This window comes from Stenotrophomonas sp. YJH_SMC_119 (assembly GCF_059368315.1).
Genome location: NZ_JCAFRP010000005.1, coordinates 81,299 through 104,010, shown reverse-complemented (window position 1 = coordinate 104,010; position 22,712 = coordinate 81,299). Strand labels below are relative to the sequence as shown.

General features: G+C 66.9%; 20 protein-coding genes. 3 read left to right on the top strand and 17 right to left on the bottom strand.

Annotated elements, in window-relative coordinates; all coding sequences use genetic code 11:
• Entirely contained in the window at positions 1 to 948 is a 948-nt protein-coding gene (locus AC5P6S_RS09675; RefSeq protein WP_004147861.1) for a nucleoside hydrolase, read from the bottom strand.
• A gap of 151 nt (positions 949 to 1,099) precedes the next feature.
• Here AC5P6S_RS09675 and AC5P6S_RS09670 point away from each other — a divergent pair, with 151 nt between their 5' ends.
• Positions 1,100 to 1,432 carry a hypothetical protein gene (locus AC5P6S_RS09670; protein ID WP_043034145.1) on the top strand — a complete coding sequence of 111 codons (333 nt, stop codon included), beginning with the start codon at positions 1,100 to 1,102 and terminating at the stop codon, positions 1,430 to 1,432.
• A gap of 71 nt (positions 1,433 to 1,503) precedes the next feature.
• Here AC5P6S_RS09670 and AC5P6S_RS09665 read toward each other — a convergent pair whose 3' ends face one another.
• From AC5P6S_RS09665 to AC5P6S_RS09605, 13 genes are all read right to left on the bottom strand, one after another.
• Positions 1,504 to 2,223, bottom strand: coding sequence for a GntR family transcriptional regulator (locus AC5P6S_RS09665; RefSeq protein ID WP_005408509.1), 720 nt, complete (start codon positions 2,221 to 2,223; stop codon positions 1,504 to 1,506).
• Between the two features lie 105 nt (positions 2,224 to 2,328).
• Positions 2,329 to 3,696, bottom strand: coding sequence for an SLC13 family permease (locus AC5P6S_RS09660; protein WP_005408510.1), 1,368 nt, complete (start codon positions 3,694 to 3,696; stop codon positions 2,329 to 2,331).
• Positions 3,697 to 3,800: 104 nt separating this feature from the next.
• Entirely contained in the window at positions 3,801 to 4,721 is a 921-nt protein-coding gene (gene mdcH, locus AC5P6S_RS09655) for a malonate decarboxylase subunit epsilon (protein ID WP_043034144.1), read from the bottom strand.
• Positions 4,718 to 5,533, bottom strand: a complete 816-nt coding sequence (gene mdcB, locus AC5P6S_RS09650; protein ID WP_080334772.1) for a triphosphoribosyl-dephospho-CoA synthase MdcB — start codon at positions 5,531 to 5,533, stop codon at positions 4,718 to 4,720. The genes mdcH and mdcB overlap by 4 nt, the downstream gene beginning before the upstream one ends.
• Positions 5,534 to 5,568: 35 nt before the next feature.
• On the bottom strand, positions 5,569 to 6,210 hold the full coding sequence (mdcG, locus tag AC5P6S_RS09645) for a malonate decarboxylase holo-[acyl-carrier-protein] synthase (protein WP_005408513.1): 642 nt from the start codon (positions 6,208 to 6,210) through the stop codon (positions 5,569 to 5,571).
• Complete coding sequence (gene mdcE / locus AC5P6S_RS09640) at positions 6,203 to 6,907, bottom strand: biotin-independent malonate decarboxylase subunit gamma (protein ID WP_495204605.1); 705 nt, start codon at positions 6,905 to 6,907, stop codon at positions 6,203 to 6,205. Before mdcE ends, mdcG begins: the two co-directional genes overlap by 8 nt.
• A 2-nt stretch (positions 6,908 to 6,909) precedes the next feature.
• Positions 6,910 to 7,818, bottom strand: a complete 909-nt coding sequence (locus AC5P6S_RS09635; protein ID WP_005408515.1) for a biotin-independent malonate decarboxylase subunit beta — start codon at positions 7,816 to 7,818, stop codon at positions 6,910 to 6,912.
• Positions 7,815 to 8,135, bottom strand: a complete 321-nt coding sequence (mdcC, locus tag AC5P6S_RS09630) for a malonate decarboxylase acyl carrier protein (RefSeq protein WP_005408516.1) — start codon at positions 8,133 to 8,135, stop codon at positions 7,815 to 7,817. The genes AC5P6S_RS09635 and mdcC overlap by 4 nt, the downstream gene beginning before the upstream one ends.
• Before the next feature lie 10 nt (positions 8,136 to 8,145).
• On the bottom strand, positions 8,146 to 9,789 hold the full coding sequence (gene mdcA, locus AC5P6S_RS09625) for a malonate decarboxylase subunit alpha (RefSeq protein WP_012479430.1): 1,644 nt from the start codon (positions 9,787 to 9,789) through the stop codon (positions 8,146 to 8,148).
• Positions 9,790 to 9,979: 190 nt separating this feature from the next.
• Entirely contained in the window at positions 9,980 to 12,187 is a 2,208-nt protein-coding gene (locus AC5P6S_RS09620) for a TonB-dependent siderophore receptor (RefSeq protein ID WP_495204580.1), read from the bottom strand.
• A gap of 353 nt (positions 12,188 to 12,540) precedes the next feature.
• Positions 12,541 to 14,229, bottom strand: coding sequence for a malate dehydrogenase (quinone) (mqo, locus tag AC5P6S_RS09615; protein ID WP_087802937.1), 1,689 nt, complete (start codon positions 14,227 to 14,229; stop codon positions 12,541 to 12,543).
• 229 nt (positions 14,230 to 14,458) lie between these two features.
• Complete coding sequence (locus AC5P6S_RS09610; protein WP_495204579.1) at positions 14,459 to 14,905, bottom strand: GNAT family N-acetyltransferase; 447 nt, start codon at positions 14,903 to 14,905, stop codon at positions 14,459 to 14,461.
• Between the two features lie 169 nt (positions 14,906 to 15,074).
• On the bottom strand, positions 15,075 to 15,980 hold the full coding sequence (locus tag AC5P6S_RS09605) for a LysR family transcriptional regulator ArgP (RefSeq protein ID WP_005412604.1): 906 nt from the start codon (positions 15,978 to 15,980) through the stop codon (positions 15,075 to 15,077).
• 138 nt (positions 15,981 to 16,118) lie between these two features.
• Here AC5P6S_RS09605 and AC5P6S_RS09600 point away from each other — a divergent pair, with 138 nt between their 5' ends.
• Positions 16,119 to 16,754: a LysE/ArgO family amino acid transporter gene (locus AC5P6S_RS09600; RefSeq protein ID WP_005408523.1), complete on the top strand. Its 636-nt coding sequence runs from the start codon at positions 16,119 to 16,121 to the stop codon at positions 16,752 to 16,754.
• Positions 16,755 to 16,921: 167 nt separating this feature from the next.
• Entirely contained in the window at positions 16,922 to 18,889 is a 1,968-nt protein-coding gene (locus AC5P6S_RS09595; protein WP_065183131.1) for an alpha/beta hydrolase family protein, read from the top strand.
• A gap of 54 nt (positions 18,890 to 18,943) precedes the next feature.
• Here the strand turns inward: AC5P6S_RS09595 and AC5P6S_RS09590 are convergent, their stop codons facing one another.
• From AC5P6S_RS09590 to AC5P6S_RS09580, 3 genes are all read right to left on the bottom strand, one after another.
• Positions 18,944 to 20,698 carry a peptide MFS transporter gene (locus AC5P6S_RS09590; RefSeq protein ID WP_033833344.1) on the bottom strand — a complete coding sequence of 585 codons (1,755 nt, stop codon included), beginning with the start codon at positions 20,696 to 20,698 and terminating at the stop codon, positions 18,944 to 18,946.
• Positions 20,699 to 20,777: 79 nt separating this feature from the next.
• The gene (locus AC5P6S_RS09585; protein WP_111174207.1) at positions 20,778 to 21,926 is read right to left on the bottom strand and encodes an acetyltransferase domain-containing protein; all 1,149 of its coding nucleotides are present in this window, start codon (positions 21,924 to 21,926) and stop codon (positions 20,778 to 20,780) included.
• Positions 21,927 to 22,017: 91 nt separating this feature from the next.
• Positions 22,018 to 22,560, bottom strand: coding sequence for a hypothetical protein (locus AC5P6S_RS09580; RefSeq protein WP_495204578.1), 543 nt, complete (start codon positions 22,558 to 22,560; stop codon positions 22,018 to 22,020).
• Positions 22,561 to 22,712 lie beyond the last annotated feature (152 nt).

The window sequence follows — 22,712 nt, the reverse complement described above, 5'->3', positions numbered from 1 at the left end:
TCAGACCTTCAGGGTCTGCTCGATGTCGGCCAGCACGGCGGCCGCATCCACGCCGATGGCAATCGACTGCACCACGTGGCCGTCCCACACGCTGGGGCCGAACGCCAGGCCTTCCGGCTTGGGAATGGTCATGCCGCGGGCGACGCCGTCGGTGGCCACGCGCACGCTGGCGCGCTCGAACTGGAACAGCTCCGGACGGGTCAGCGCGATGCAGGCGCAGCAGTCGTGCACGACCATGCCCTTGTGGCCGGCCTGCAGGTAGAAGTCCACGTAATCCTGCGACAGCGCACGCACCAGTTCGGCATCGGCACCGCCGATGGCGGCCAGCTTGTCCAGGCCGTCACGGTCCATTTCCACGCGGGTGGTCACGTCCAGGCCGATGGCGGTGACCGGCCAGCTGGCGGTGAACACCACGTCGGCCGCTTCGGCGTCGCCCCAGATGTTGGCCTCGGCGGCCGGGGTGATGTTGCCGTTGACGTGGAAGGCGCCGCCCATGATCACCACGCCGCGCACCAGGCCGGCGATGTCCGGCGCCTGCTGCAGGGCCAGGGCCAGGTTGGTCATGCGGCCGACCGCGACCAGGGTCACCTCGCCCGGATGGGCGCGGACCAGGTCGATGATCAGCTGGTGGGCCGGGCGCGCATCGGCCGCCACGTCCAGGCTGGCCGGCACCGGGTGGTTGCCCAGGCCGTTGTGGCCATGGATGTGCACCGGCCAGGCTTCCGGGGTGGCTTCCGGCTGCAGCGGGCCGCCGGCACCGCGTGCGACCGGGGCGGCAAAGCCCCAGGCCTGCTTCAGGTACAGCGCATTGTGCGTGGTCGACTCCACCGAGGCATTGCCGAAGGTGGTGGTGACGCCGATCAGGTCGATCTGGGCGTGCTTGTGCAGGTACAGCAGGGCCAGGGCGTCGTCGACGCCCGGGTCGGTATCGAAAATGACTTTCAGCATGTTGTTGTTCTTCTTCTTCCGTGTGGTGCGGGGGGCGCCGGCGGCCCGGAAGCAGGCCGGCGCGCCCTACATTGTCCCATCTTCATGACAGGCAGGGCCATTGCCGGGGAGGCAGGCCATAATGCCCCCAGTCCAGGCACGGAACCGCCGAATGCTGATCGTTGCCCTTCTGCTGGTCCTGCTGGTGCTGGGCCTGAACGTGGTGGCTACCGTGGTGATCGTCAGGCGCGATGGCCTCTCGGCAGGCGGCCGGACGGTGCAGTTGCTGCTGGTCTGGCTGCTGCCGCTGGTCGGCGCCATCCTGTGCATGGCGGTGGCCACGGCCGATGGCTCGGGCAGCCGGGGGGATGGCGGCGGAAGCCATGACACCTCCGTTGGCTATTCCAGTGACAACCACAGCCATCACAGCTACAGCAGCTCCGACTGCGGAAGCGGCGACAGCGGTGGGGGTGGTGACGGCGGCAGCTGCGGTGGTGGCGATTGACGAGATGTTCCAGGATGCCGGCCAAGGTCACGTCCTGGTAGTGCCGGCCGCTGGCCGGCAACCTCATCCGCTCAACCGCCGCCTTCGGTCGGCAACGGCGCCGGCACGTTCAACAGCCCGCCTGCCGCCACATAGGCGGCCAGCGCCTGGCCCTGGCTGAGCAGATGGCGCTCCATGGTGCGTTCGGCAGCCTGCGCGTCGCGGCGGCGGAAGCACTCCATCAGCTCGCGATGTTCGGCCAGCGACTGCGCGGTGCGCCCCGGTGTCAGCAGCTGGCGGCCGCGATGCATCTTCAGGATGCGATGCAGATCGTGGGTGATGCGGATCAGCCACGGGTTGCCGGCGTAGTGCTGCACGGTTTCGTGGATCAGGTAGTTGTTGCGGTAGTACTCGGCGATGTTGCCCTCGGCTGCCGCGGTTTCCATCGCGGCATGCAGGTCTTCCAGCTGCTGCACGCCGGCATCGTCGATGTGCCTGACCGCCTCGTGCGCGCAGCGGCCTTCCAGCATCGCCATTACCGGAAACAGCTGGTTGAGGTCTTCCAGCGTCAGTCGGGTGACCCTGCTGCCACGACCCGCGTCAATCTGCACCAGACCTTCGGCGGCCAGCAGCTTCAGCGCTTCGCGCAGCGGTGTGCGGCTGATGCCCAGTTCTTCGCACAGCGCGGGCTCGTCGATCCACTCACCCGGCGGCAGGCGGTAATCGTAGATGCGTTCGCGCACGTGTTCGGCAACCTCTTCATACAGAGGCGCGCGCTTCTTCGGTGACCGCGGGGCAGGGGCAATAGCCATGGAGGAAGTGTACCGCCAGGTAGTGCCGGGCGCTGGCCGGCAACCCATGATCGCTGGATGACTTCATGGGATTGCCGGCCAGCGGCCGGCCCTACCGTTGGGTGGTTACATCCAGCCCGGTACCACGAATACCAGCCAGGCCAGCAGCGGCCCCAGGGCCACCACCAGTCCGCTGTAGACCAGGAAGCGGCGGAACAGGGTCTCGCGTTCCTCCTTGGCTGCCGAAGCCACCACCAGTGCGCCATTGGTGGAGAACGGGCTGACATCGACGATGGTGGACGACACCGCCAGCGCGCAGATCACGCCGGCGGCGCTGAGGTGACCCTGCATCAGGAACGGCACCGCCAGCGGAATCGTGGCGCCCAGCACCGCAGCCGACGAGGCGAATGCGGAGACAATGCCGCCGACGTAGCAGACCAGCAGCGCGCCGAGCAGCGGAATGCCGATGTCGGACACGCCATTGCCGATGAAGTCCACCGCGCCGGCATGTTCCAGCACGCCGATGTAGGTCACCACACCGCAGATCAGCAGCACGGTGGACCAGCTGATGCCATCCACCGCGCCCTTCTGGCTTTGTGGCGACAGCAGTGCCAGCGCGACAGCCACGGTGATCGAGACCAGGCCGACGTTGAGGTTGTAGATCAGCGCGGCCACGCCCAGGCCGAGCAGGCCGATCAGGGTGAACAGCCGCTCGCGGGTCAGGCTCACCGCATCCAGTGCTGCCGGATCATTGCTGAGCGTGCCGCCGCCGGCTGCGACCAGCGCGCCATGGCCTTCGATGGCGAATTGGCGCGACGAGGCCTGTGGGCCACCGGCCATCGCCAGCTCGGCATTGCCGAGCGTTCCGGCCGCGGTGATCGAGCCACGCCGCAGCAGGGCGATGCCGCCGAACGCGAAGAAGCAGATCGTCGCCATCATGAAGTTGAAGCCCAGGCTGGTCAGGAATACCGCCATCTCGGTCACTTCCAGCCCGGCTTTCTGCACCACGCCGTTGGTGATGCTGCCGTACACGCTGATCGGCGAGAAGCCACCGGCCTGCGCGCCATGGATGACCAGCAGGCCCATCATCAGTGGATTGATGTTGTACTGCTTGGCAAAGCGCAGCGCGACCGGACCGATGATCGCGACCGCCGCCGGGCCCAGCGCACCGAACGCGGTGAGGACCGCGGTGATCACGAACATCACCCACGGAATGGCCACGATATGGCCGCGCACGGCTTTTACTGCCCAGTGCACCAGCAGGTCGATGGTGCCGTTCTTCTGCGCGATGGCGAACAGGTAGGTGATGCCGACCAGGGTCAGGAACAGATCGCCGGGAAAGCCGGCCAGGACCTCCTTGCCGCCCATGTCGACCCACAGCCCGCCGATGATGAAGGCCAGCGCGAAGGCGACGGCGCCCATGTTGATCGGCATCGCCGTGGCAACAATGAACATGATCACCAGACCGATGATCGTTGCGATTTGTGGACTCATGCGCCCTCCCAGACACGTGACTCACGTACAGCACGGATGGAGACCCGCCATCCCGGGGTAAGGCGACGTACGGCGTGTTGCGTGATACGTACTGCTCGAACCCGTTACTGCAGCCGCTCCAGCGCGCTGCGGACCCAGGCCGCCGCGCCTTCAAGGCTCTGGAACTCTTCCACCGCGCGCACCTCGCAGCACGGATAGGCCGGCGCGACCATGCGCGCCAGCGCGTTGCCCGGGCCCAGCTGCAGGAACACGCGCGCGCCGCGCTCGAAGGCCTGGCGCATCACCTGCGCCCATTCGATGGTCTGCGCCAGTTGCAACGACAGCGTGTGGACTGCCGTTGCGCGGTCCCGCACCGGTCGCGCATCGATGCCGGCCAGCAGCGGCAGGCGTGGGGCCTGCAGTGGCGATGCATCGAGTGCGGCAGCGAACGGTGCGACCGCCGTCGCCAGCAATGGTGTGTGTGCGGGCACGCGCACCGGCAGCAGACGGATGTCCGCGCCCTGCGCCCGCGCTGCATCGTCCAGCCGCTGCAACGAGGCGTGCGTGCCGCCCACGATGAAATGGTCCTGCCCGTTGGCGATGGCCACGTGCGCGCCGTGCAGATCGCACAGCGGCTGCAGTACATGGCGTTCCAGCCCGAGCACCGCCTGCAGGCCTGCATCGGCGGGGCTGGCGCTGTCCATCAACTGCGCACGTTGCGCAGCCAGCGCCAGGCAGGTGGCCGCATCAAAGCTGCCGGCGATGGCATGCGCGGCGAGCTCGCCGATGCTGTAGCCGGCCACCAGCACCGGTGCAGGCACCGCTTCGCGAAGTCCCTGCCAGTGCGCAAGGCTGGCTGCACACAGCAAGGGCTGCGCCAGAACATTGTCGAAGCGCGATTCGTCAGCAGCTGCCGCAAATACGTCGCGTCCAAGCACTGCGCTGGCGGTCTCCAGTACGTCGCGCACGGCAGGCAGATCGCGCACGCGGTCGAACATCGCGGCATGCTGCGCACCTTGGCCGGGGCAGAGCAGGGCAAGACTCATGCGACCTCCTGCTGCAGCAGGAACCAGGCACAGGCCAGCAGGTCGGCACTGCCGCCGGGGCTCAGCCGGCGTGCGACGAATCCATCACCGATGCTGTGCAGGCGTGCCTGCCAGCCGGGTACGAAGGCGCCACCGGCATCGAGGAAGCCTCGCGCCTGTTGCTGGGCCCAGCGCAGGCCGTTGGCGCCGCCACGGTGCAGCAGGTTGAGGTCATCCACGCACGCGATCAGCTGCACCAGGGTCTGGCACATCGCGGCCTCGCGTGGCAGGTCGCTGGCCAGCGCGTGGCGCAGGGTAGGCAGTGCCACCTCGCGCAGCAGCGGGTAGCCGGCGGCCGCTTGTTCGCGCACACCCTGCACGCCGTGCCGTGCGCGCGCGCGCTGGCCAGGGCTGTTCGCATCAAGTGGTGCGCCGGCGAGCTCGGCAGCCCAGCGGCGCACTTCCTGGCAGACCTGCTCGGCTGCGACGGCGCCGCCCGCGCGGCCCCGACAGGCAGCGGAAGCCGCCACCAGCAGGCCAAGGCTGAAGATCGCACCGCGATGGGTGTTGATGCCCGCAGTGGCGTGCAGCATCGATATCTCCGCAGCGATGCCGTGCCGGCGCAACGTCTGGAACGGTGCCGCGCTGGCACCGGCGTCGGCCACGGCGATGAAGTAGTGGCGCAGCGTAAACAGGCTGCGCAGGAACGTGCCTGCGTCCATGTCGTGGTGGCTGCCGCTGTCGAATGGCGTGACCAACCCTGGCTTGGGTGCAAGGGCCAGTTCGGCGTGCAGGCTGGCGATGGCGAGGCGCCCCAGACGCGCGCTGTCCACGGCAGCTGGCCTGACCGCCGGTTGCACGAGGGCATTCACGCGCTCACCCCGGTGGAGGCGAACAACGCATCACGTAGTTCCAGTGCGGCACCATCGAGGCGCTTGACCAGTACCTCGCGGCTGCGCCCGGCGTATTCGCGCCAGTTCACCGCGCCACCATCCACCAGGCACAGTTCGCCATCGACCCGCCGGCCGTGTTCGGTCTCCCATGCCTGCAGCCGTGCGACCAGGGCATCGGCCTGTGCGGCGGTGTCGATCCGCCACAGCAGATCGATGTCCGAGCGCGCGTGCACATAGTGCAGGCCCGTGAGGTGCTGCCATGCGAAGGCACCGAATACACGCGCTGCGGCGATGTCCTGCAATGCCTGCAGCGGGCGCTGCCAGTCCTGCACAAGGTCGCCTTCCAGCACCGCCTGAAGTGTCGGTGGCGCTGCGGTGCGCAGCACATCGTGTGCCGGCATGCGCAGGGCCAAGCGCAGTTTGCCCTCGGCGGGTGGCAGCGGCACGCCGAGACGCAGGCGTGGATCGGCATCGTCGGCGGCACGCCGCGCGACGATGGCCGGCCGGCCCTGCGCAAACCAGTCGGCCAGGCGCGACTCATGCGCGGCGATGTCCGCCTGCCAGCCGGCGTGCGCTGACAGCCAGACCAGCGTATGGCGGGGCAGCCGCTCAGGCATCGCCCTGACTCACCGCTTCAGCCACGCGTGCGGCCAGCATGCGACCGCCACGTTCGGCACCCTGCACGGCACGCAGGTCGCCTTCGGCGGGCGTGCGCAGGGCCTGCAGCAGGTGCTGGGAAAGATCGCCCTCCCACAACGAGTCCACCGCACCCATCGCCACGTAGTTGGCGACGCCCGGCGCGAATACCGGCGAGCTCTGGCTGAGCGCCTGCAGCTTCTCCAGCGGTTGCTTGGTCACCCGCGCCATTGCGCGCAGGTCCATCACCCGCACCTGTGCATCGGGCAGGGCGTGGATGTGGTCGGCCATCAGGCCGAATGAGAGGAAGCCGCCACTGACGGATTCGCCGTAGACCAGGGTGATCAGGCGCGCGCCACGGCGGCGTGCCAGATCGAGCGTCTGCGCGAGATGCGCAAAGTAACCATTGATGCCCAACAGTTCGTCGCGCCGCGCCAGGCGCTGTCCGGCGGTATCCACCAGCATCACGATCGGTCGCTGTGGATGTGCGCCGGTGCTGGCAAGCACGGTTTCGGCCAGTGCCAGTGCGTGGTCCACGCCGACTTCAAGCTTGTCGGCGGTACCGATCACGGTCACCTCGCCATCCTCGGTGGTGGCGCTGCCGGTCAGCACCGAATCGTTCACCGCAATGGCATGCCCATGCGGAAACAGGGCATCGAGCAGGTTCTGCAACGGCATGCTCATGGCAGGCTCCGGTCGGCGGTGGCGATGAGGAACTCATCGGTGTCGAGCAGCGGTAGTCGCTCGGGGGCTGCGATGCCCTGGCGGGCCCAGATCTCCAGGCCATCGCGGCAATCGCCCCAGGCCTGCACGCGCGCCTTCAATACCGCATGGCGTTCCTGCAGCGCAGCCAGTGCAGTATCCGGATCGGTGCTGCTGGTATCAGGCTGCAGCGCGTTGCTGGCCGCCTGCGCGAAGGCCTCGATGGCATCGGGCACCAGCACCTGTGCCTGGTCGATCAGGTAGCGGTGCTTGCCTCCCGTTACGCGCCAGACCAGCGCGCGATCGCGGGAATCGAACTCTTCTACGCCGCGCACGGTCTCGATCACTTCCGGGCCGGACAGCGACAGGCGACCCTCTTCGGACATGATGACCGTAGTGCAGCAGCGGGCGACGATGCCCATGCCGCCGAAGGCGCCGTTGCCGCTGCCGATCAGCGCGATCACCGGCACACCCGCTGCACGCGCGTCCAGGGTGGCGCGCATGATCTCGGAAATGGCGATGAGCCCTGCATTGGCTTCGTGCAGGCGCACACCACCGGTGTCCAGCAGCAGAAGCACGCCTTGGGGATGTGTTTCGGCTGCGCGGCGCAGCAGCCCGGTCAGTTTGGCACCGTGCACTTCGCCCACCCCGCCGCCCATGAATTCACCCTGCTGCGCGGCCAGGAGCACGCGTCGGCCACGCAGCGTGGCTTCGCCGACAACGATGCCGTCGTCGAACGCCGCGGGCTGGTCGAGCTGTGCCAGGTGCGGGCTCATCATCCGCCGCGCCGGGCCGAGGAATTCCCTGAAGGAACCGGCATCGACCAGGCTGGCGATACGCTCGCGCGCATCGGCTTCGTAGTAGCTGTAGCGCTGCGTCCGGTTCATCGTGGTTCTCCAGCAAGCAGGGTTTCCACGGCCTGGTCCAGGCGCAGGCTGACTACCGCCGGGGTCGCACCGGCATCGTTGATCGAGATGCGTACATCGCGCAGCGGATGACGCTGTGCGAAGTCGCTGATCACCGCTTGCCACACGCTGCCGAAGCCCTTCGCGGCGGTGATGATGCGCACCGTCATCGCGCCGTCCAGTGCGGCCGGCTCCAGCAGGATTTCCAGGTTGCCCGAGGCCAGCACGCCGACCAGCACCGCTCCGCGCGGAAACTGCACCGCAGTGTGCCCTTCGAATCGATAGTCGAGGGTTTCCATGCTCAGCCCCTTACCAGTTTCGGAAGCGCTTGGGCGGGTCGTACAGACCGCCGGACCAGCGCACCAGGTCCTTCACCGAACGCGCCGCCAGCAGGTCACGGCTGGCATCGCGCACGGAGATGCCGAGGTCATCGGGACGGCGGATCACGCCGCGGTCGCGCAGGTTCTCCACCATCGCGCGGTCGCGCCCCATGCCCACGGCGGTATAGCCGGCCACGCCACGGATCGCCTGTTCGCGCTCCTCAGGGGTGCGGCACAGCAGCAGGTTGGCAATGCCTTCCTCGGTCAGCACATGGCTGACGTCGTCGCCGTAGATCATCACCGGCGGCAGCGGCATCTGTGCGCGCTCGGCCAGTTCCCAGGCATCGAGGCGGTCGACGAAGGCCGGCGCCATGTGTTCGCGGAAGGTTTCCACCATCTGCACCACCAGCTTGCGCCCGCGCGGCATCTCACCCGGGCGTGCGGCCTGCTGGCCGGCCTTGATCCAGGCCTCGCTGGCATGGCGCCGGCCACGTGCATCGGAACCCATGTTCGGTGCGCCACCGAAGCCGGCGATGCGGTCGCGGGTGGCGGTGGAGCTGTTGCCCTGCAGGTCGATCTGCAGTGTGGAACCGATGAACATGTCGCAGGCATACAGGCCGGCGGTCTGCGAGAAGGCGCGGTTGGAACGCATCGAGCCATCGGCGCCGGTGAAGAACACATCGCCCCGCGCGGCGATGTACTTCTCCATGCCCAGTTCCGAACCGAACGAATGCACCGATCTGACGAAGCCCGATTCGATTGCCGGAATCAGTGCCGGGTGGGGGTTCAACGCCCAGTGCTGGCAGATCTTTCCCTTCAGGCCGAGCGATTCGGCGTAGGTGGGGAGCAGCAGTTCGATGGCCGCCGTGTCGAAGCCGATGCCATGGTTGAGGCGGTTCACGCCGTACTCGGCGTAGATGCCCTTGATCGCCATCATCGCCATCAACACCTGGATCTCGGAGATCTGCGCCGGGTCGCGGGTGAACAGCGGTTCGATATGGTTCGGCCTCGGCGCCTGCACCACGAAGTTGACCCAGTCAGCGGGAATGTCGACGCGGGGGAGGGTGTCGACGATCTCGTTGACCTGGGCGATGACGATGCCGCCACCGAAGGCGGTGGCTTCGACGATCACCGGCGTGTCTTCGGTGTTCGGCCCGGTGTACAGGTTGCCGTGCCGATCTGCGGCCTGCGCGGCGACCAGGGCCACGCGCGGGGTCAGGTCGATGAAGTAGCGGCCGAACAGTTCCAGGTAGGTGTGGATGGCACCGATCTGGATGCGCCCTTCAGCCACCAGGTTGGCCAACCGCACTGACTGCGGGCCGGAGAACGAGAAGTCCAGCTTCGACGCGATGCCACGCTCGAATACATCCAGGTGCGACGGCAGCGACAGCACCGACTGCACCATGTGCAGGTCGTGCACGCGGGCCGGGTCAAGATCGGCCAGGGCCTGGGCGAGGAAATCGGCCTGCTTCTGGTTGTTGCCCTCCAGGCAGACCTTGTCGCCTGGCTCCAGCAGTGCGTGCAGCAGCTCGCTTACGTCGCCGGCGGCGACCTCGCGTCCCCGGGCCCACGGCGCGGCACGTTCCAGGCGGGCCTGGCGGCTGCGTTCCAACGTATCCCAGCTCGGGTTCATCGACCGGCTTCCGATTGGTGTCGATGTAATTACGACATAATTACGAAGGACGCCGCAACCTGCAGTGCAGCAAAAGGAAGGGCCCGCGCGGAGGCGGGCCCATTCAGGTAGGCCACGACCGTGGGTCGTGGCGGAGGGCGTGCCGACCAACGGTCGGCACCCAGCAGGCACCCACCGGTTCGCGGGTTGCTCAGAACGTCCAGCGCAGGCTGGCCGACACGAAGCGCGGTTCGCCGTAGTTGTTGTAGTCCAGATTCGCCCAGTAGGTCTTGTCCAGTGCGTTGCGCACGCTCAGCGTTGCGGTCCAGCTGTCGCTGATGCGGTAGTTGGCATTGAACTGCACCAGCATGTAGGCCGGCTGGTTCACCGTCACCGTGCCGCCCAGCGGATAGGCGATGTTGTAGCCCTGCACCTTGCTCTGCCACTGCACGCCACCGCCAACGCTCAGGCGTTCCAGCGCACCGCGCAGCTGCAGCTGCGTGTTGAGCTGCAACAGATCCTTCGGCGGGTTGGCGTACAGCAGGTCGGTAGCCGCGCGGGTGACCTTGACGTGGGTGTAGCCGGCATTGACCGTCCAGCCCGGCAGGATCTCGCCGTTGACGTCTACTTCCCAGCCGCGTGCCTTGGTGCCGTTGACGCCGATGTAGGCGGAGGTGCCATCGCTCAGCGAACCTTCCGGCACGCCCATGTCGCGCACGGCGTAGTTGTCCTGCTTGGCCTCGAACACGGCGGCGTTGGCGGTCAGGCGGCCGTCCAGCCACTGGGTCTTGATGCCCGCTTCCAGGTTCGAACCCTGCACCGGTGCCAGCAGGTTTTCGTTGCGGTCCTTGAAGTTCTGCGGGTTGAAGATCTCGGTGTAGCTGGCATAGGCCGACACGCTCGGGGTGATGTCGTAGACCAGGCCCACGTAGGGAGTGACTTCATCGCTCACCTTGTACGCGCCGCTGGTGCCGGTGTAGGCGCCAGCGGCGTTGTAGGAGCGGGTGAGGGTTTCCCAGCGGCTCAGGCGTGCGCCGGCAATCAGCGACAGCGGATCGGCCAGGCGCAGGCGGGTGGCCAGGTAGACGCCACTCTGCGTGGTCTTGGCCACGCGGCGCGCGCCGGTGCGGCGGTAGGTCACCTCGGAGATGTCGCCGTTCCAGTTGTACACGTTGGGAATGTAGTAGCAGCGCTCGCGTGCACCCGTGGCGCTGACACACGTTGCCCAGTCGCTCGGGAAGTTCAGTGCCAGGGTATTCGTCGTGCCTTCCAGGTCCGACCACTGTGCGCCGAGCGTCACGTCGTGGTCGCGGCCGAACAGATCGAAACTGCCGGTCAGGTAGGCATCGACGTTGCGGCGGGTGTCCTTCGAATCACCGGCGGCTGCACGCAGGAAGATGCCCGAGCCGGTCACCGGGTCCGGCTCCCCGGTGCCGTACAGGCGCACGTTCTGCACGTTGCCACGGGTATAGGCGGTGTTGATCTTCAACAGCCAGTTGTCGCCGAAACGCTGTTCCAGGTTGGCGAAGGCGGTGTTGCTCTCGCGCTTCCAGTAGCTCCATTTCGGCGACAGGTTGGTCGAGCGCGGCAGGTGCGCGAAATGGCCCTGGTTGTCGAAGAACGGCACGGTGCCCCAGGTCGAGCCGGTGGGGTTGTTGTCCTGGCTCTGGTAGCCGAGGGTGATCGTGGTGCTGTCGGTGACGTCGCCTTCCAGCACCGCCATGCCGGCCATCTTGTTCTCGTCGTAGCGGTCGTAATACAGGCCACGATCGGTGTAGGCGGCGACCACGCGGCTGCGGAAGCGGCCGTCGGCGGTCAGCGGCGCGGTCACGTCGGCTTCCATGCGACGGTAGTCCCAGCTGCCGGCGCTGACCGCGAACGACGCATCGAATTCCTTGCCCGGGCGCTTGCGCAGCAGGTTGACCGTGGCCGACGGCACGCCGGCGCCGCTGAGCAGGCCGTTGGCGCCGCGGATCACTTCGATACGGTCGTAGAAGGCGGTGTCGTACTCCTGGTTGGTGGAGCCGCTGTAGGTGGGAATGCCATCGACCTGGAAGTCGGTGATGGCGAAGCCGCGCGCGTAGTACAGCGGGCGCTGCGTGTCATAGAAGGACACGCTCACGCCGGTCACATTGCGCATCACATCGTTGATGCTGAACAGTGATTCGTCCTGCAGGCGCTGCAGGCTGATGGCGGTGGCGGACTGCGGGGTCTCCTGCAGGGTGATCGGCAGGCGCGTGGTGCTCGACGGTGGTGCGGACTGTTCGGCGCGGACGCTGACCCGGTCCAGGGTCTTGGCATCGGCAGTGCCATCGGCGGCGGCGAACGCGCTGGGCGCGGCCAGCAGGGTCAGCGACGAAAGCAGGGCAGCCGGCAGCAACGCGCGGCGGGGCAGGCGGTTACGGAGGATCAGGGACATGGTGGGCTCGAGGCTCGGAAGCGGGGAAGGGCGGCAACAGTCGTCCAGCACCCGGGGCGGCGGCTTCGGGCACGGTCAGGTCCATCTGGGGAGGTGCGATCACTGCACAGGACGCAAATGTAAATAATTCTTAACAACATTACAATTCGCGTCATTCGCAGGGGCTTTCCGGCGCAGAGCAGTGGCGTGCTGGGTCGGATCCCGTCGCCGCAGGCAATGGGCTCTGACCCCATCATCGGCGCCCAGGTGCAGGTCAGAGCCCTCCCGTGCGGGAGGAATCCGACCCATTTCGCACAAAAACAGACGGCCACCCGAAGGTGGCCGTCCGTCTGCATCGAAAGCAAACTGCGGGCTTACAGCGCCTGCAGTTCCTCGTTGGCGTTGCGCTTTTCCTTGGCCGCTGCCGGCACTGCAGCCGCAGCAGGCGATGCCGCGTTCGCATCCACCGGCACCTCCAGATACGGCAGATGCAGGGTCTGGCTGGTCAGCGTACGGATCTCGTTGACCAGCGCGGCGCTGTCGTTGAGCTTGCGCCCGTACGACGGCACGATCTCGCGCAGGCGGGCTTCCCAGCCGGCCTTCATCTGGTCCGGGAAGGCCTTGGCCATCAGGTCCAGCATGATCGGCGGCGAGGTCGACGCACCCGGCGAAGCGCCGAGCAGGGCGGCGATGGTGTGGTCCTTGTCGGTCACGATCTCGGTACCGAACTGCAGCACCGGGCCCTTCAGCGGATCACGCTTGATGATCTGCACGCGCTGGCCGGCGGTGACCAGCTTCCAGTCACCCGGCTTGGCAGTGGGGAAGTACTTGACCAGCTCGGCCTGGCGGTCGGCATCGTTCAGGCGCGCCTGGCCCATCAGGTACTGCACCAGGTCCAGGTTGTCCTTGCCCACTTCCAGCATCGGGCCGACGTTGTTGTGGTTCACCGACGAGTACAGGTCCCACCACGAACCGTGCTTGAGGAACTTGGTGCTGTACAGCGCGAACGGCCCGAACAGGACCACCGGCTTGCCGTCCAGCTTGCGCGCATCCAGGTGCGGCACCGACATCGGCGGCGAGCCGGTCTCGGCCATGCCGTAGGCCTTCACGCCGTGGCGCGAGGTCACGTCCTGGCCCTGGAAGGCGAGGAACTGGCCACCGACCGGGAAGCCGGCGTAGTCCTTCGATTCCGGAATGCCGGACATCTGCAGCAGCTTCAGTGCAGCGCCACCGGCACCGATGAACACGAAGCGGGCGTGGGTGGTGGACTCGGTGCCGGCCTTGAGATCCTTCACCGTCACGTTCCAGCTCTTGTCGGCGTTCTGCCGCAGCGCGCTCACTTCGTGGTTGAGGTGCAGGCTGAAGTTCGGGCTGCGCTGCAGGCCGGCGGTCAGCTGGCGGGTGATCACGCCGAAGTTGACGTCGGTGCCCAGCGGCATCCAGGTCGCGGCAACCTTCTGCTTCGGGTCACGGCCTTCCATCAGCAGCGGGGCCCACTGCTTGATCTGAGCCGGATCCTCCGAGTACTGCATGCCGTAGAACAGCGGATTCTTCACCAGGGCCTGCTGGCGCTTGTGCAGGTAGGCGATGTTGTCATCGCCCCAGACGAAGCTCATGTGCGGGGTCGGGTTGATGAAGTCGCTGGGCTGGCTCAGCCGGCCTTCCTTCACCTGGTGCGACCAGAACTGGCGCGAGACCTCGAACGATTCGGCGATGCCGACTGCGCGCTTGGTTTCGATGCTGCCGTCGGGCAGTTCCGGGGTGTAGTTCAGTTCGGCGAAGGCCGAGTGGCCGGTGCCGGCGTTGTTCCAGCCGTCGGAGCTTTCACCGGCGACGCCGTCGAGGCGTTCGTAGACCTGGATGTTCCAGTCCGGCTGCAGTTCCTGCAGGTAGGTGGCCAGGGTGATGCTCATGATGCCGGCGCCGACCAGCACAACGTCGACGGGCTTGTCGTTGCTGGCGGCGGGCACCGAGCGCTGGGTCAGCGGCCAGTACAGGAACAGCGCGGCGGCCAGCAACAGCAGCACGAGCAGGGCGAGAAGAGCCTTGCCAAATTTCTTCATGGGGGCGGGATCGTTGGCGGAGGGGAAGGGGTCAGGATGCGCGTGGGACAGGGAAAGGGCGTGAAGAAACAACGCCTTGCAGCATCCACATGCGATTCTAACCGGATCCGGTCTGTTTTTGATGCAACGCAGCATCCGGCGTTTCGCGCCATCCTCACCCGCTAGCGCCGGGTGATACCCGGCGAACGAAGCCTTGCCAGCGTCAGGCCATCCCTGGCGACAGCTTCACTCAGACCAGCTCAAGAATCTCGTCACCGGCCTCGTCGACCTGCCCGGTCGGGCGCCAGCCCAGGCGCCGGTAGAAGCCATGCGAGCGCGAGCGTGGGTCGGCCGAACAGGCCAGGAACAGGCGTTGGTGGCCGGCATCGCGGGTCAGGCTGACCACCTCCTGCAGCAGCTGCCGACCGATGCCGCGGCCTTCATACTCGGGCAGCAGGGCCAGCACCAGCACCTCGCCGCTGTCGCGGTCGGCGAAGCAGTAGCCGGCCATGCGCTCGCCCTCCCAGGCGACGCGGCCGATCGAATCGCCCTGGGCGATGCCGGCTGCCCAGCTGTCCTCGGTGATGCCCAGCTCTGCCAACTGCGCGGCGCTGAAGGCGTTTTCGCGGGTGCGCCCGCGCAGGTCGATGCAGGCGGCGGCATCTTCGGGGCGCGCATCGCGCACGGCTATCGGCATACAGGACACCCTTGTAGTGATTGGCCCGCCAGTATCCGCATCACGCATGGACCCGGTGTGGAGGGTTGATGGAGATTGGATGGAGCAAAAAGGGGACGGAGGGGATTAAGTCGTCTTTGCCCGATGTGTCGCTTGGGCCTTATACGACTTAATCCCCTCCGTCCCCTTTTCAGCGCTTGCGCCGGATCAGCGCGGAGGAGGCATCCAGCACCGCGCGGGTCAGCAGGGCCATGGTCTGCACGTCTCCCTTCCAATGCTGCCAGTACAGCGGCACGTCTTCCCACGCGCGCTGGCGCACGTAGACCAGGCGGCCCGCGTCCAGGTGCCGCTTGACCAGCGGCAACGGATTCATCGTCCAGCCCATGCCGCCAAGGTTGGCCTGCACGAAGGCGCGCGTGGACGGAATCCACCAGGTCGGCGCGGTGCTGGGCAGGTCGTCGCCGGCCATGCGCCGGGCGAAGCGCGACTGCATGTCGTCCTTGCGGTTGAACACCAGCACCGGGGCCTGCGCCAGCGCCTGCGCGGTCACGCCCTTGGCGAAATGACGCTCGCGGAACTCGGGGGTACAGGTGGCGGCGTAGCGGATGCTGCCCAGCGCATGGATCTGGCAGCCCTGCACCGGCTCGTCCAGGGTGGTCACCGCGCCCAGCACCGTGCCCTGGCGCAGCAGTTCGACGGTGTGGTCTTGGTCTTCCACGCGCAGGTCCAGCGTGGTGCCGGTGGTCTGCGCGAACTGGTAGGCCGCCTGCGGGAACCAGGTTTCCAGGCTGTCGTGGTTCACCGCCACCGGGATGCTGGCCTGTGGCAGGTCCTCGTCGGCCAGGCCCATCCGGTGCAGCGCATCGTGCTCGAGCAGGGCGGTCTGCTCGGCCAGCTGCACCAGCAACTGCCCCTCGGCGGTGGCGGTGGCCGGGGTGCCGCGCTTGACCAGCAGCCGGCCGATCCGGTCCTCCAGCGCCTTGACCCGCTGCGAGATGGCGGACGGGGTGACATTCAGCGACTGCGCGGCGCGGTCGAAGCTGCCTTCGCGGATCACTGCGGCCAGGGCACGCAGCTGGGCATGGTCGATACGCATCGAATTAAGTTCCGCTAATGTTGGTTTAGGAAGTTTAGCTCGTCTTTTTCATGTTGCGGCGCGACAATGGCGCTCGTTCCGGTGCTGTCCGCCTTCGCGAGGCACCGTCCCCCCAAGCAAGTAAAGGCAGTGAATCCCATGTTCTCGGTCATCTCCGCCAGCACCGGCCTCGGTGCCTGGTTCTCTGGTGCAGCTACCGGCATCGGCCTGTTCGCCGTGGTCGGCGCCCAGAGCGCCTTCATCCTGCGCCAGGGCATCCTGCGCAAGCACATCGTGCCGGTGGTCGCCACCTGTGCGGCCATCGATGCGATCTTCATCTTTGCCAGCGTGGCCGGCCTGCGCACGCTCACTTCGGCGCTGCCGTGGCTGACCACCGCCGTGCTGTGGACGGGCGTGGCGTTCCTGGCCTGGTACGCGATGAAGTCGGCGCGCCGCGCGATCGCCGGTGGCGGCGGCATGGGCGAGGCTGACAGCGACGACGGCAGCCGCCGCGCAGTGCTGATGGCGGCGGTCGGTTTCTCGCTGATCAACCCGCACTTCTGGCTGGACATGATGGTGATCGGTTCGATCGCCGAGAACTTCGGCAACGCCCGCATGGCCTTCGCTGCCGGTGTGGTCACCGCCAGTTGCCTGTGGCTGACCGCGCAGGGCCTGGGCGCGCGCCTGCTGGCGCCGCTGTTCACCAAGCCCAGCACCTGGCGCGTGCTCGACGGCACCATCGCGGTGATCCTCAGCATCCTGGCCCTCACGTTGGCGGTGCGCGGGGTCCACTGACCCGGCGCACGCCCCCCGAACCCACGTCCTGACTCTCTCTCCAAGGTAGTGGTAACGACGGCACCGGCAACGGTGCCGTCGTTTTTTTTGCGCCACTGGCGGGCCGGGCACTGGCCTGCCTAGAATCGGCCAGCCGGGACAAGGGGTCCAGGCAGGGGGAGAGAAGGATGCACAAGCGCTGGCTGGCCGCCATCATCGTGGCGGGACTTTGGTGTGGAACCGCTGCTGCGATCGATCTGGGCGCCTATGTGCGAGCGGACAAGTTCGGCGATGTCATGCTGTCTCCCGGGGGCGATTATCTGGCCGCGACCGTGCCTGCGGACGGCTTCACCGCTGTGATCATCCTTCGTACGGACGACAACACGCCGGTGGGCAACCTGCGCCCACCACTCAATTCGCATGTCTTCGGCCTGCACTGGGTCAACAACGATCAGGTGATGTTCGGTCTGGCGCAGAAGTTCGGTACCCGCGACGCGCCGTGGGCCACCGGCGAGCTGCTGACACTGGATGCACGCACCGGACGACCGGAACTACTGGTGGGCTACCGCGACCTTGGCCTGCGCGTGCGGCCCAAGTACCGGACGTCGGCCGCGGCGTTCCTCAGTGACGCCCTGCCTGGCGATGATGCCCATGTGGTCATCGCAGTAGGCGGATCACGGCTCGATGCCAACGGTTATGCGGCCCAGCTGGAACTGGCAAGCGGCAAGCAGCGGCTGCTGGCCCGCGCGCCGATGCCGGGTGCCTCCTATGTGGTGGATGCCCGCGGCGACGTACGTTTCGTACAGGGCGCCGGTACTGACAACGTCCATCGGCTCTACCACCGCAACGGTGGCGACTGGGCGCTGGTCAACGATGAGAAACGGAGTGGTCGCAGCGAGGCGGCGCTGGGCTTTTCCGCCGACGACCAGCTGGCCTACCTGCTCAGCGAGCAGCCCAGCGGCCCCGATGCCATCGTCAGCTGGAACCCGGCCACGCAGGAGCGCAGAGTCGTGCTGCGCGATGAGGTTGTCGATCCGGCGCGACTGATCCGCAGCCCGGGCAGCACCGTGCCGGTCGGCGCGCTATTCCTGGGAAACACGCCGCATACCCGGTTCTTCGACGAAAGCTCGGACGAGGCACGGTTGTACCGCAGCCTGGAGGCGGCCTTCCCCGGGCGTACAGTATTCATCACCTCCAGTACCCGCGACGGTCGCCGGCTGCTGGTGGAAACCGGGTCCGGTTCCAATCCGGGCGAGTTCTACCTCTACGACCGCGACCGCAACCAGGCACGCTTCCTGATGGCGCGCAGCGAATGGATTGACCCGGAGACCACTGCGTCGGTGCGGCCGGTCCTGCTGAAGGCGCGTGACGGGCTGGAGCTCCATGGATTCCTGACAGTCCCGCATGGCAGCACTGGCCGTGACCTGCCGATGGTGGTGGTGCCGCATGGTGGGCCGATCGGGATATTCGACAACGGTAGTTTCGATCACGAGAACCAGTTGCTGGCCGCTGCCGGCTACGCCGTGCTGCAGATCAATTTCCGCGGCTCGGGCAACTACGGCCGTGCCCACAGCCGGGCAGCACTGAAACAGTGGGGGCGCGCGATGCAGGACGACGTGACCGACGCCACGCGCTGGGCGATCAGCGAAGGCATCGCCGATGCCCGGCGCATCTGCATCTACGGTGCCAGCTACGGTGCCTACTCGGCGATGATGGGCGCCGCGCGCGAACCGGGGCTGTACCAGTGCGCGGCCGGCTATGTGGGCGTCTACGACCTGCCGCTGATGTTTACTGGCGGCGATATCCAGGACCGCGATTCCGGAATGAGCTACCTGCGCGAGTGGCTGGGTGATCCGGCCACGCTGGGCGCGGTCTCGCCGGTCAACCTGGCCGAGCGGATCAAGGTGCCGGTGTTCCTGGCGGCCGGTGGTCAGGACAAGCGCGCGCCGATCCAGCACACCGAGCGCATGGAAGCGGCGCTCAAGCGTGCCGGTACGCCGGTGGAAAGCCTGTACTACAAGACCGAAGGGCACGGCTTCTATACCCAGGCCCATCGCAGCGAGTACTACGGCAAGCTGCTGGCGTTCCTGTCGCGCAGCCTGGGTGGCAAGACCGCCACGACTGCGGCTGCGGACGGCAAGGGCAGGGCGCCGTAACGCAACGGCGGCGGATGATCCAACCGCCGCCCCGGTTCCTGCCTGTGCGTGGGCTTACTTCACCCCGTGCATCATCTTCTTCAACAGTGGCGCGGCAATGAAAGCGGCCAGCGCACAGCCCAGGCCGATCCACATCAGCAGCCAGAACAGGTGCGCATAGGCACCGGCGGCGGCCACCATGTCCAGCGATTCGCCTTCCGGCACCTCGATCGCGGCCAGCTTGCCGAACAGCGCGGCCAGCGTCTCCGAGAAGGCGGTGGCCAGGAACCAGGTGCCCATCATCAGGCTCATCACCCGCGGCACGGCCAACTGGGTCACCGCCGACAGGCCGACCGGCGACAGGCACATCTCGCCACTGGCCAGCAGGAAGTAGGCCAGCACCAGCCACCACACGCTGGCCATCTCGCCGGTAGCGCCCACCTGCTGCGCGGCCAGGGCCAGCGGCACGAACGACAGTGCGCCGATCACCAGGCCCCAGGCTGATTTGACCGGCTTGCCCGGTTCCCAGCCGCGGCGGTCCATCCACGTCCACAGTGCGGCGAAGGCCGGTGCCAGCAGCACCAGGAACAGGCCGCCGAGGTAGGTCAGCGAGCCGGCGGTCTGCGGAATCACCAGGCAGTCGCGCACCAGCAGCACCAGCATCAGCACGACGATGGCGGCGAAGAACGTGCGCGGCGCAGCCGAACCCGGACGACGCTCGGACAACCGCGCGCTGACCACGAAGCCCAGCGGTGCCAGCAGCAGTGAGAGGATCGACCACGGCAGCGGCGTACCGCCGGTGATCACCAGCGAGGGCACGATGTCCTTGGTCAGCAGCCGGTCGGTGAAGGTCACCCACGAGCCGTAGGACTGCTCGTACATGGTGAAGAACACCAGCGCCATGAAGATCAGCACCATCAGCGCGATCATCTGCTGGCGCTGTACCGGCGTGCACTTGCTGCCGGTGAACCAGGCGAACCAGACCAGCACGCCGCCCAGCACCACCACCATCAACATCAGTGCCAGGCTGATTTCACCGCCCAGCGCGAACGCGCCGTTGCCGGCCGCCCACATCAGCCACGCCACCGGCAACACACCGAGCACCGCGCACAGATAGATGAGCCATTCGCGCGGCAGGCCCAGCACCTTCTGCTTCAACGCCGCCGGCTGCGGCGGCTCGGCGTGGCCCTGCAGGTACTTCTGGCCCCACAGGAACATTGCCAGGCCGGCCAGCATGCCGATGCCGGCCGCACCGAAACCGTACTTCCAGCCGTAGGCCTCGCCGAGGAAGCCGCACACCAGCGATGAGAACAGCGCGCCCAGGTTGATGCCGGCGTAGAACAGCGAGAAACCCGAATCGCGGCGCGGATCGTCCTTGGCGTACAGCTTGCCGACAATGGTGGAGATGTTCGGCTTGAGGAAGCCGACGCCCATGATGATCAGCGCCAGCGACAGGTAGGTCACCGCCAGTGCCGAGGTGTCGCGCACCACTTCGCCGTTCACCCGGTACGCAGCGTGGCCTTCGAAGGCCATGCCGAGGTGGCCGAGTACCAGCAGGATGCCGCCGAACAGCACGGCCCGGCGCATGCCCAGCCAGCGGTCGGCCAGCATGCCGCCGAATACAGGGATGCAGTACACCAGGCCACCGTAGGCGCCGAGCAGGTCCAGGCCGGCCTTGTCGCCGAACAGGTGGTACTTGGTCAGGTACAGCAGCAACAGCGCCTTCATGCCGTAGAAGGAGAAGCGCTCCCACATTTCGGTGAAGAAGCAGACATAGACGCCTTTGGGGTGGCCCAGGAAGTCGTCGGAAGCGATAGCGGTGGAATTCATCGCGGAATTATAGGCCTGTGGCCCGATCCGCTTTCAGTAGATCCACGCCATGCGTGGATTGCCGGACTGGCCTGGGCGATCACAGGTACCGCAACCACGCCAGGTCACGCCTTCGCGCCTTGAACCGCGCGAATGCCCGGGTCGGCGGGTACAGCACCACCGCCAGCGCACAGGCCACCAGCAGCAGGCCGCTGACCGAATCCAGGGCATACAACTCGCCATGGGTCGGCCCCCAGGCCGCGAGCGCGCCCAGGTACAGCGCCTTCAGCACATACAGGTGCAGCAGGTAGAAGAACATCGGCGCGGCGCCGATATCGGCCAGCGGGCGCAGCGCACGCGCCAGTGGCGGCCATTCGTACAGGCGCAGCAGCAACAGCCCTACGCCCAGGGTCAACAGCAGGAACTGCAGCGACGGCGGGTACTTGGTGATGTTGAGCACGCTAATCCAGGTGCGCAACGCGCTGGTCTGGTACTGCCACGGTGCATCTCCATACTGGTTGGCGAACCGCAGCAGCGCGAACATGGCCAGCGCACCGACGCCTGGCCACAGCAGCCAGTGCTGGCGCTGCGTCGGGTCGCGCTCGCGGGCGAACCACGGTCCCAACAGATAACCCAGGGCGATCACCCCGATCCATGGCAGTACCGGATAGGAGGTGCGCAGGCGCAGCGCGCCGGCCTCGATCCAGTCGCGCTGGTGCAGCACTTTCCACAACAGCGCCAGCAGGCCATTGCCTTGCACCCGTAAGCCGTCGAACAGGTTGTGCCCGGCCACCACCGCGATTGCCAGCACCAGCAGGGCCGGGCGCGGCAGCCAAAGCAGCCCGGCCAGCGCGATCATGCTCAGCCCGATGGCCCAGATCACCTGCAGGTACAGGGTTTCTGGCGGCAGCTGGAAGGTCCAGGCGAAATTCACCAGGGTCAGTTCCAGCACGACCAGGAACAGCCCGCGCTTGAGCAGGAACGCGGCCGTGGCCCGGCGCGGATCCGCCTGGCGCTGGCCGTACAGCCAGGCCGACAGGCCGGTCAACAGGACGAACACGGGTGCGCACAGGTGGGCCAGCAGACGGCAGGCGAACAGCGCGGGGGAGACCGTCGCCGCGTCCATCGGGTCGCTCACCTGGTGCTGCAGGAAGAAGGTCTCGCGCACGTGGTCGAGCAACATCAACAGCATCACGGTGCCGCGCAGCTGGTCGATGGAGGCCAGGCGGGTAGTGGGGGAAGGGGCCACGTACGAGGTTCGGTCGGCGTGACAGGATATAACATTACAATTGCGTCTTTCCAGCGTGTGCTGGGCGGTTCCGACGAGCGCGCGCGTCGGCTCAGGGCAGGCAAACCGAGGGGCTCCAGCCCAGCGCCTCGTCGTAGTGGACCTGGATTGCTCGCAGGCTCCCGTCGGGGTTGGCCTTCAAGCAGAATCGGGCGCTGTGGTGTTGCGTGGCGCCGGTCCTGGTGGCCGACAGCGAAACGTCGTACAGGCGTCCGGGCTGCAGCGGCATCGCCGTCCGCCTTGAAATGGCGTTGGCTGGCAGTTCTCCGTAGACCACGCAGGCTCCGGGTGGAAGTGGGATTGATGCGGGATGGGCAAAGTAGAACGACCATTGCCGCCGCAGCGGTGGAGTAATTGCGTCATGCACCTCCACACCAAACACCTCCGGAGTTTTACCGATACGCTTGCGCTCCTTCCTGGGTAGTCCGAAACAAGGTTTGCCGGCGTGGTCGGTGATCTCGACTGCGCCAATGCGGCTCCAGGCAGATGCGTAATCGCAAAGCGGCATCAGGCAGGTCAGGGTCACGACAGCCACGACCGGTAATTTGATCGGGCGGATCCGCAGTGGGTTGTTCATCGGGCGGCTCAGCGTCATCGGTTCAGATCATGAACACGATGCACGGGGCGTTGAGGCACTTCAAACGATGATGGCTGGAATGCTGCAGTACTGGTTGGCCGGGCCCCTGCAGGACAAAGAGACCGCGAGGCCCGGCAGCCCTCCGGCATGTGCCCCATGCGCTTGATGCG

Excerpts from the sequence above, each read along its gene's own strand:
- AC5P6S_RS09675 (WP_004147861.1), bottom strand. The coding sequence starts at position 948 with ATGCTGAAAGTCATTTTCGATACCGACCCGGGCGTCGACGACGCCCTG.
- AC5P6S_RS09670 (WP_043034145.1), top strand. The coding sequence starts at position 1,100 with ATGCTGATCGTTGCCCTTCTGCTGGTCCTGCTGGTGCTGGGCCTGAAC.
- AC5P6S_RS09665 (WP_005408509.1), bottom strand. The coding sequence starts at position 2,223 with ATGGCTATTGCCCCTGCCCCGCGGTCACCGAAGAAGCGCGCGCCTCTG.
- AC5P6S_RS09660 (WP_005408510.1), bottom strand. The coding sequence starts at position 3,696 with ATGAGTCCACAAATCGCAACGATCATCGGTCTGGTGATCATGTTCATT.
- mdcH (WP_043034144.1), bottom strand. The coding sequence starts at position 4,721 with ATGAGTCTTGCCCTGCTCTGCCCCGGCCAAGGTGCGCAGCATGCCGCG.
- mdcG (WP_005408513.1), bottom strand. The coding sequence starts at position 6,210 with ATGCCTGAGCGGCTGCCCCGCCATACGCTGGTCTGGCTGTCAGCGCAC.
- mdcE (WP_495204605.1), bottom strand. The coding sequence starts at position 6,907 with ATGCCGTTGCAGAACCTGCTCGATGCCCTGTTTCCGCATGGGCATGCC.
- AC5P6S_RS09635 (WP_005408515.1), bottom strand. The coding sequence starts at position 7,818 with ATGAACCGGACGCAGCGCTACAGCTACTACGAAGCCGATGCGCGCGAG.
- mdcC (WP_005408516.1), bottom strand. The coding sequence starts at position 8,135 with ATGGAAACCCTCGACTATCGATTCGAAGGGCACACTGCGGTGCAGTTT.
- mdcA (WP_012479430.1), bottom strand. The coding sequence starts at position 9,789 with ATGAACCCGAGCTGGGATACGTTGGAACGCAGCCGCCAGGCCCGCCTG.
- AC5P6S_RS09620 (WP_495204580.1), bottom strand. The coding sequence starts at position 12,187 with ATGTCCCTGATCCTCCGTAACCGCCTGCCCCGCCGCGCGTTGCTGCCG.
- mqo (WP_087802937.1), bottom strand. The coding sequence starts at position 14,229 with ATGAAGAAATTTGGCAAGGCTCTTCTCGCCCTGCTCGTGCTGCTGTTG.
- AC5P6S_RS09610 (WP_495204579.1), bottom strand. The coding sequence starts at position 14,905 with ATGCCGATAGCCGTGCGCGATGCGCGCCCCGAAGATGCCGCCGCCTGC.
- AC5P6S_RS09605 (WP_005412604.1), bottom strand. The coding sequence starts at position 15,980 with ATGCGTATCGACCATGCCCAGCTGCGTGCCCTGGCCGCAGTGATCCGC.
- AC5P6S_RS09600 (WP_005408523.1), top strand. The coding sequence starts at position 16,119 with ATGTTCTCGGTCATCTCCGCCAGCACCGGCCTCGGTGCCTGGTTCTCT.
- AC5P6S_RS09595 (WP_065183131.1), top strand. The coding sequence starts at position 16,922 with ATGCACAAGCGCTGGCTGGCCGCCATCATCGTGGCGGGACTTTGGTGT.
- AC5P6S_RS09590 (WP_033833344.1), bottom strand. The coding sequence starts at position 20,698 with ATGAATTCCACCGCTATCGCTTCCGACGACTTCCTGGGCCACCCCAAA.
- AC5P6S_RS09580 (WP_495204578.1), bottom strand. The coding sequence starts at position 22,560 with ATGACGCTGAGCCGCCCGATGAACAACCCACTGCGGATCCGCCCGATC.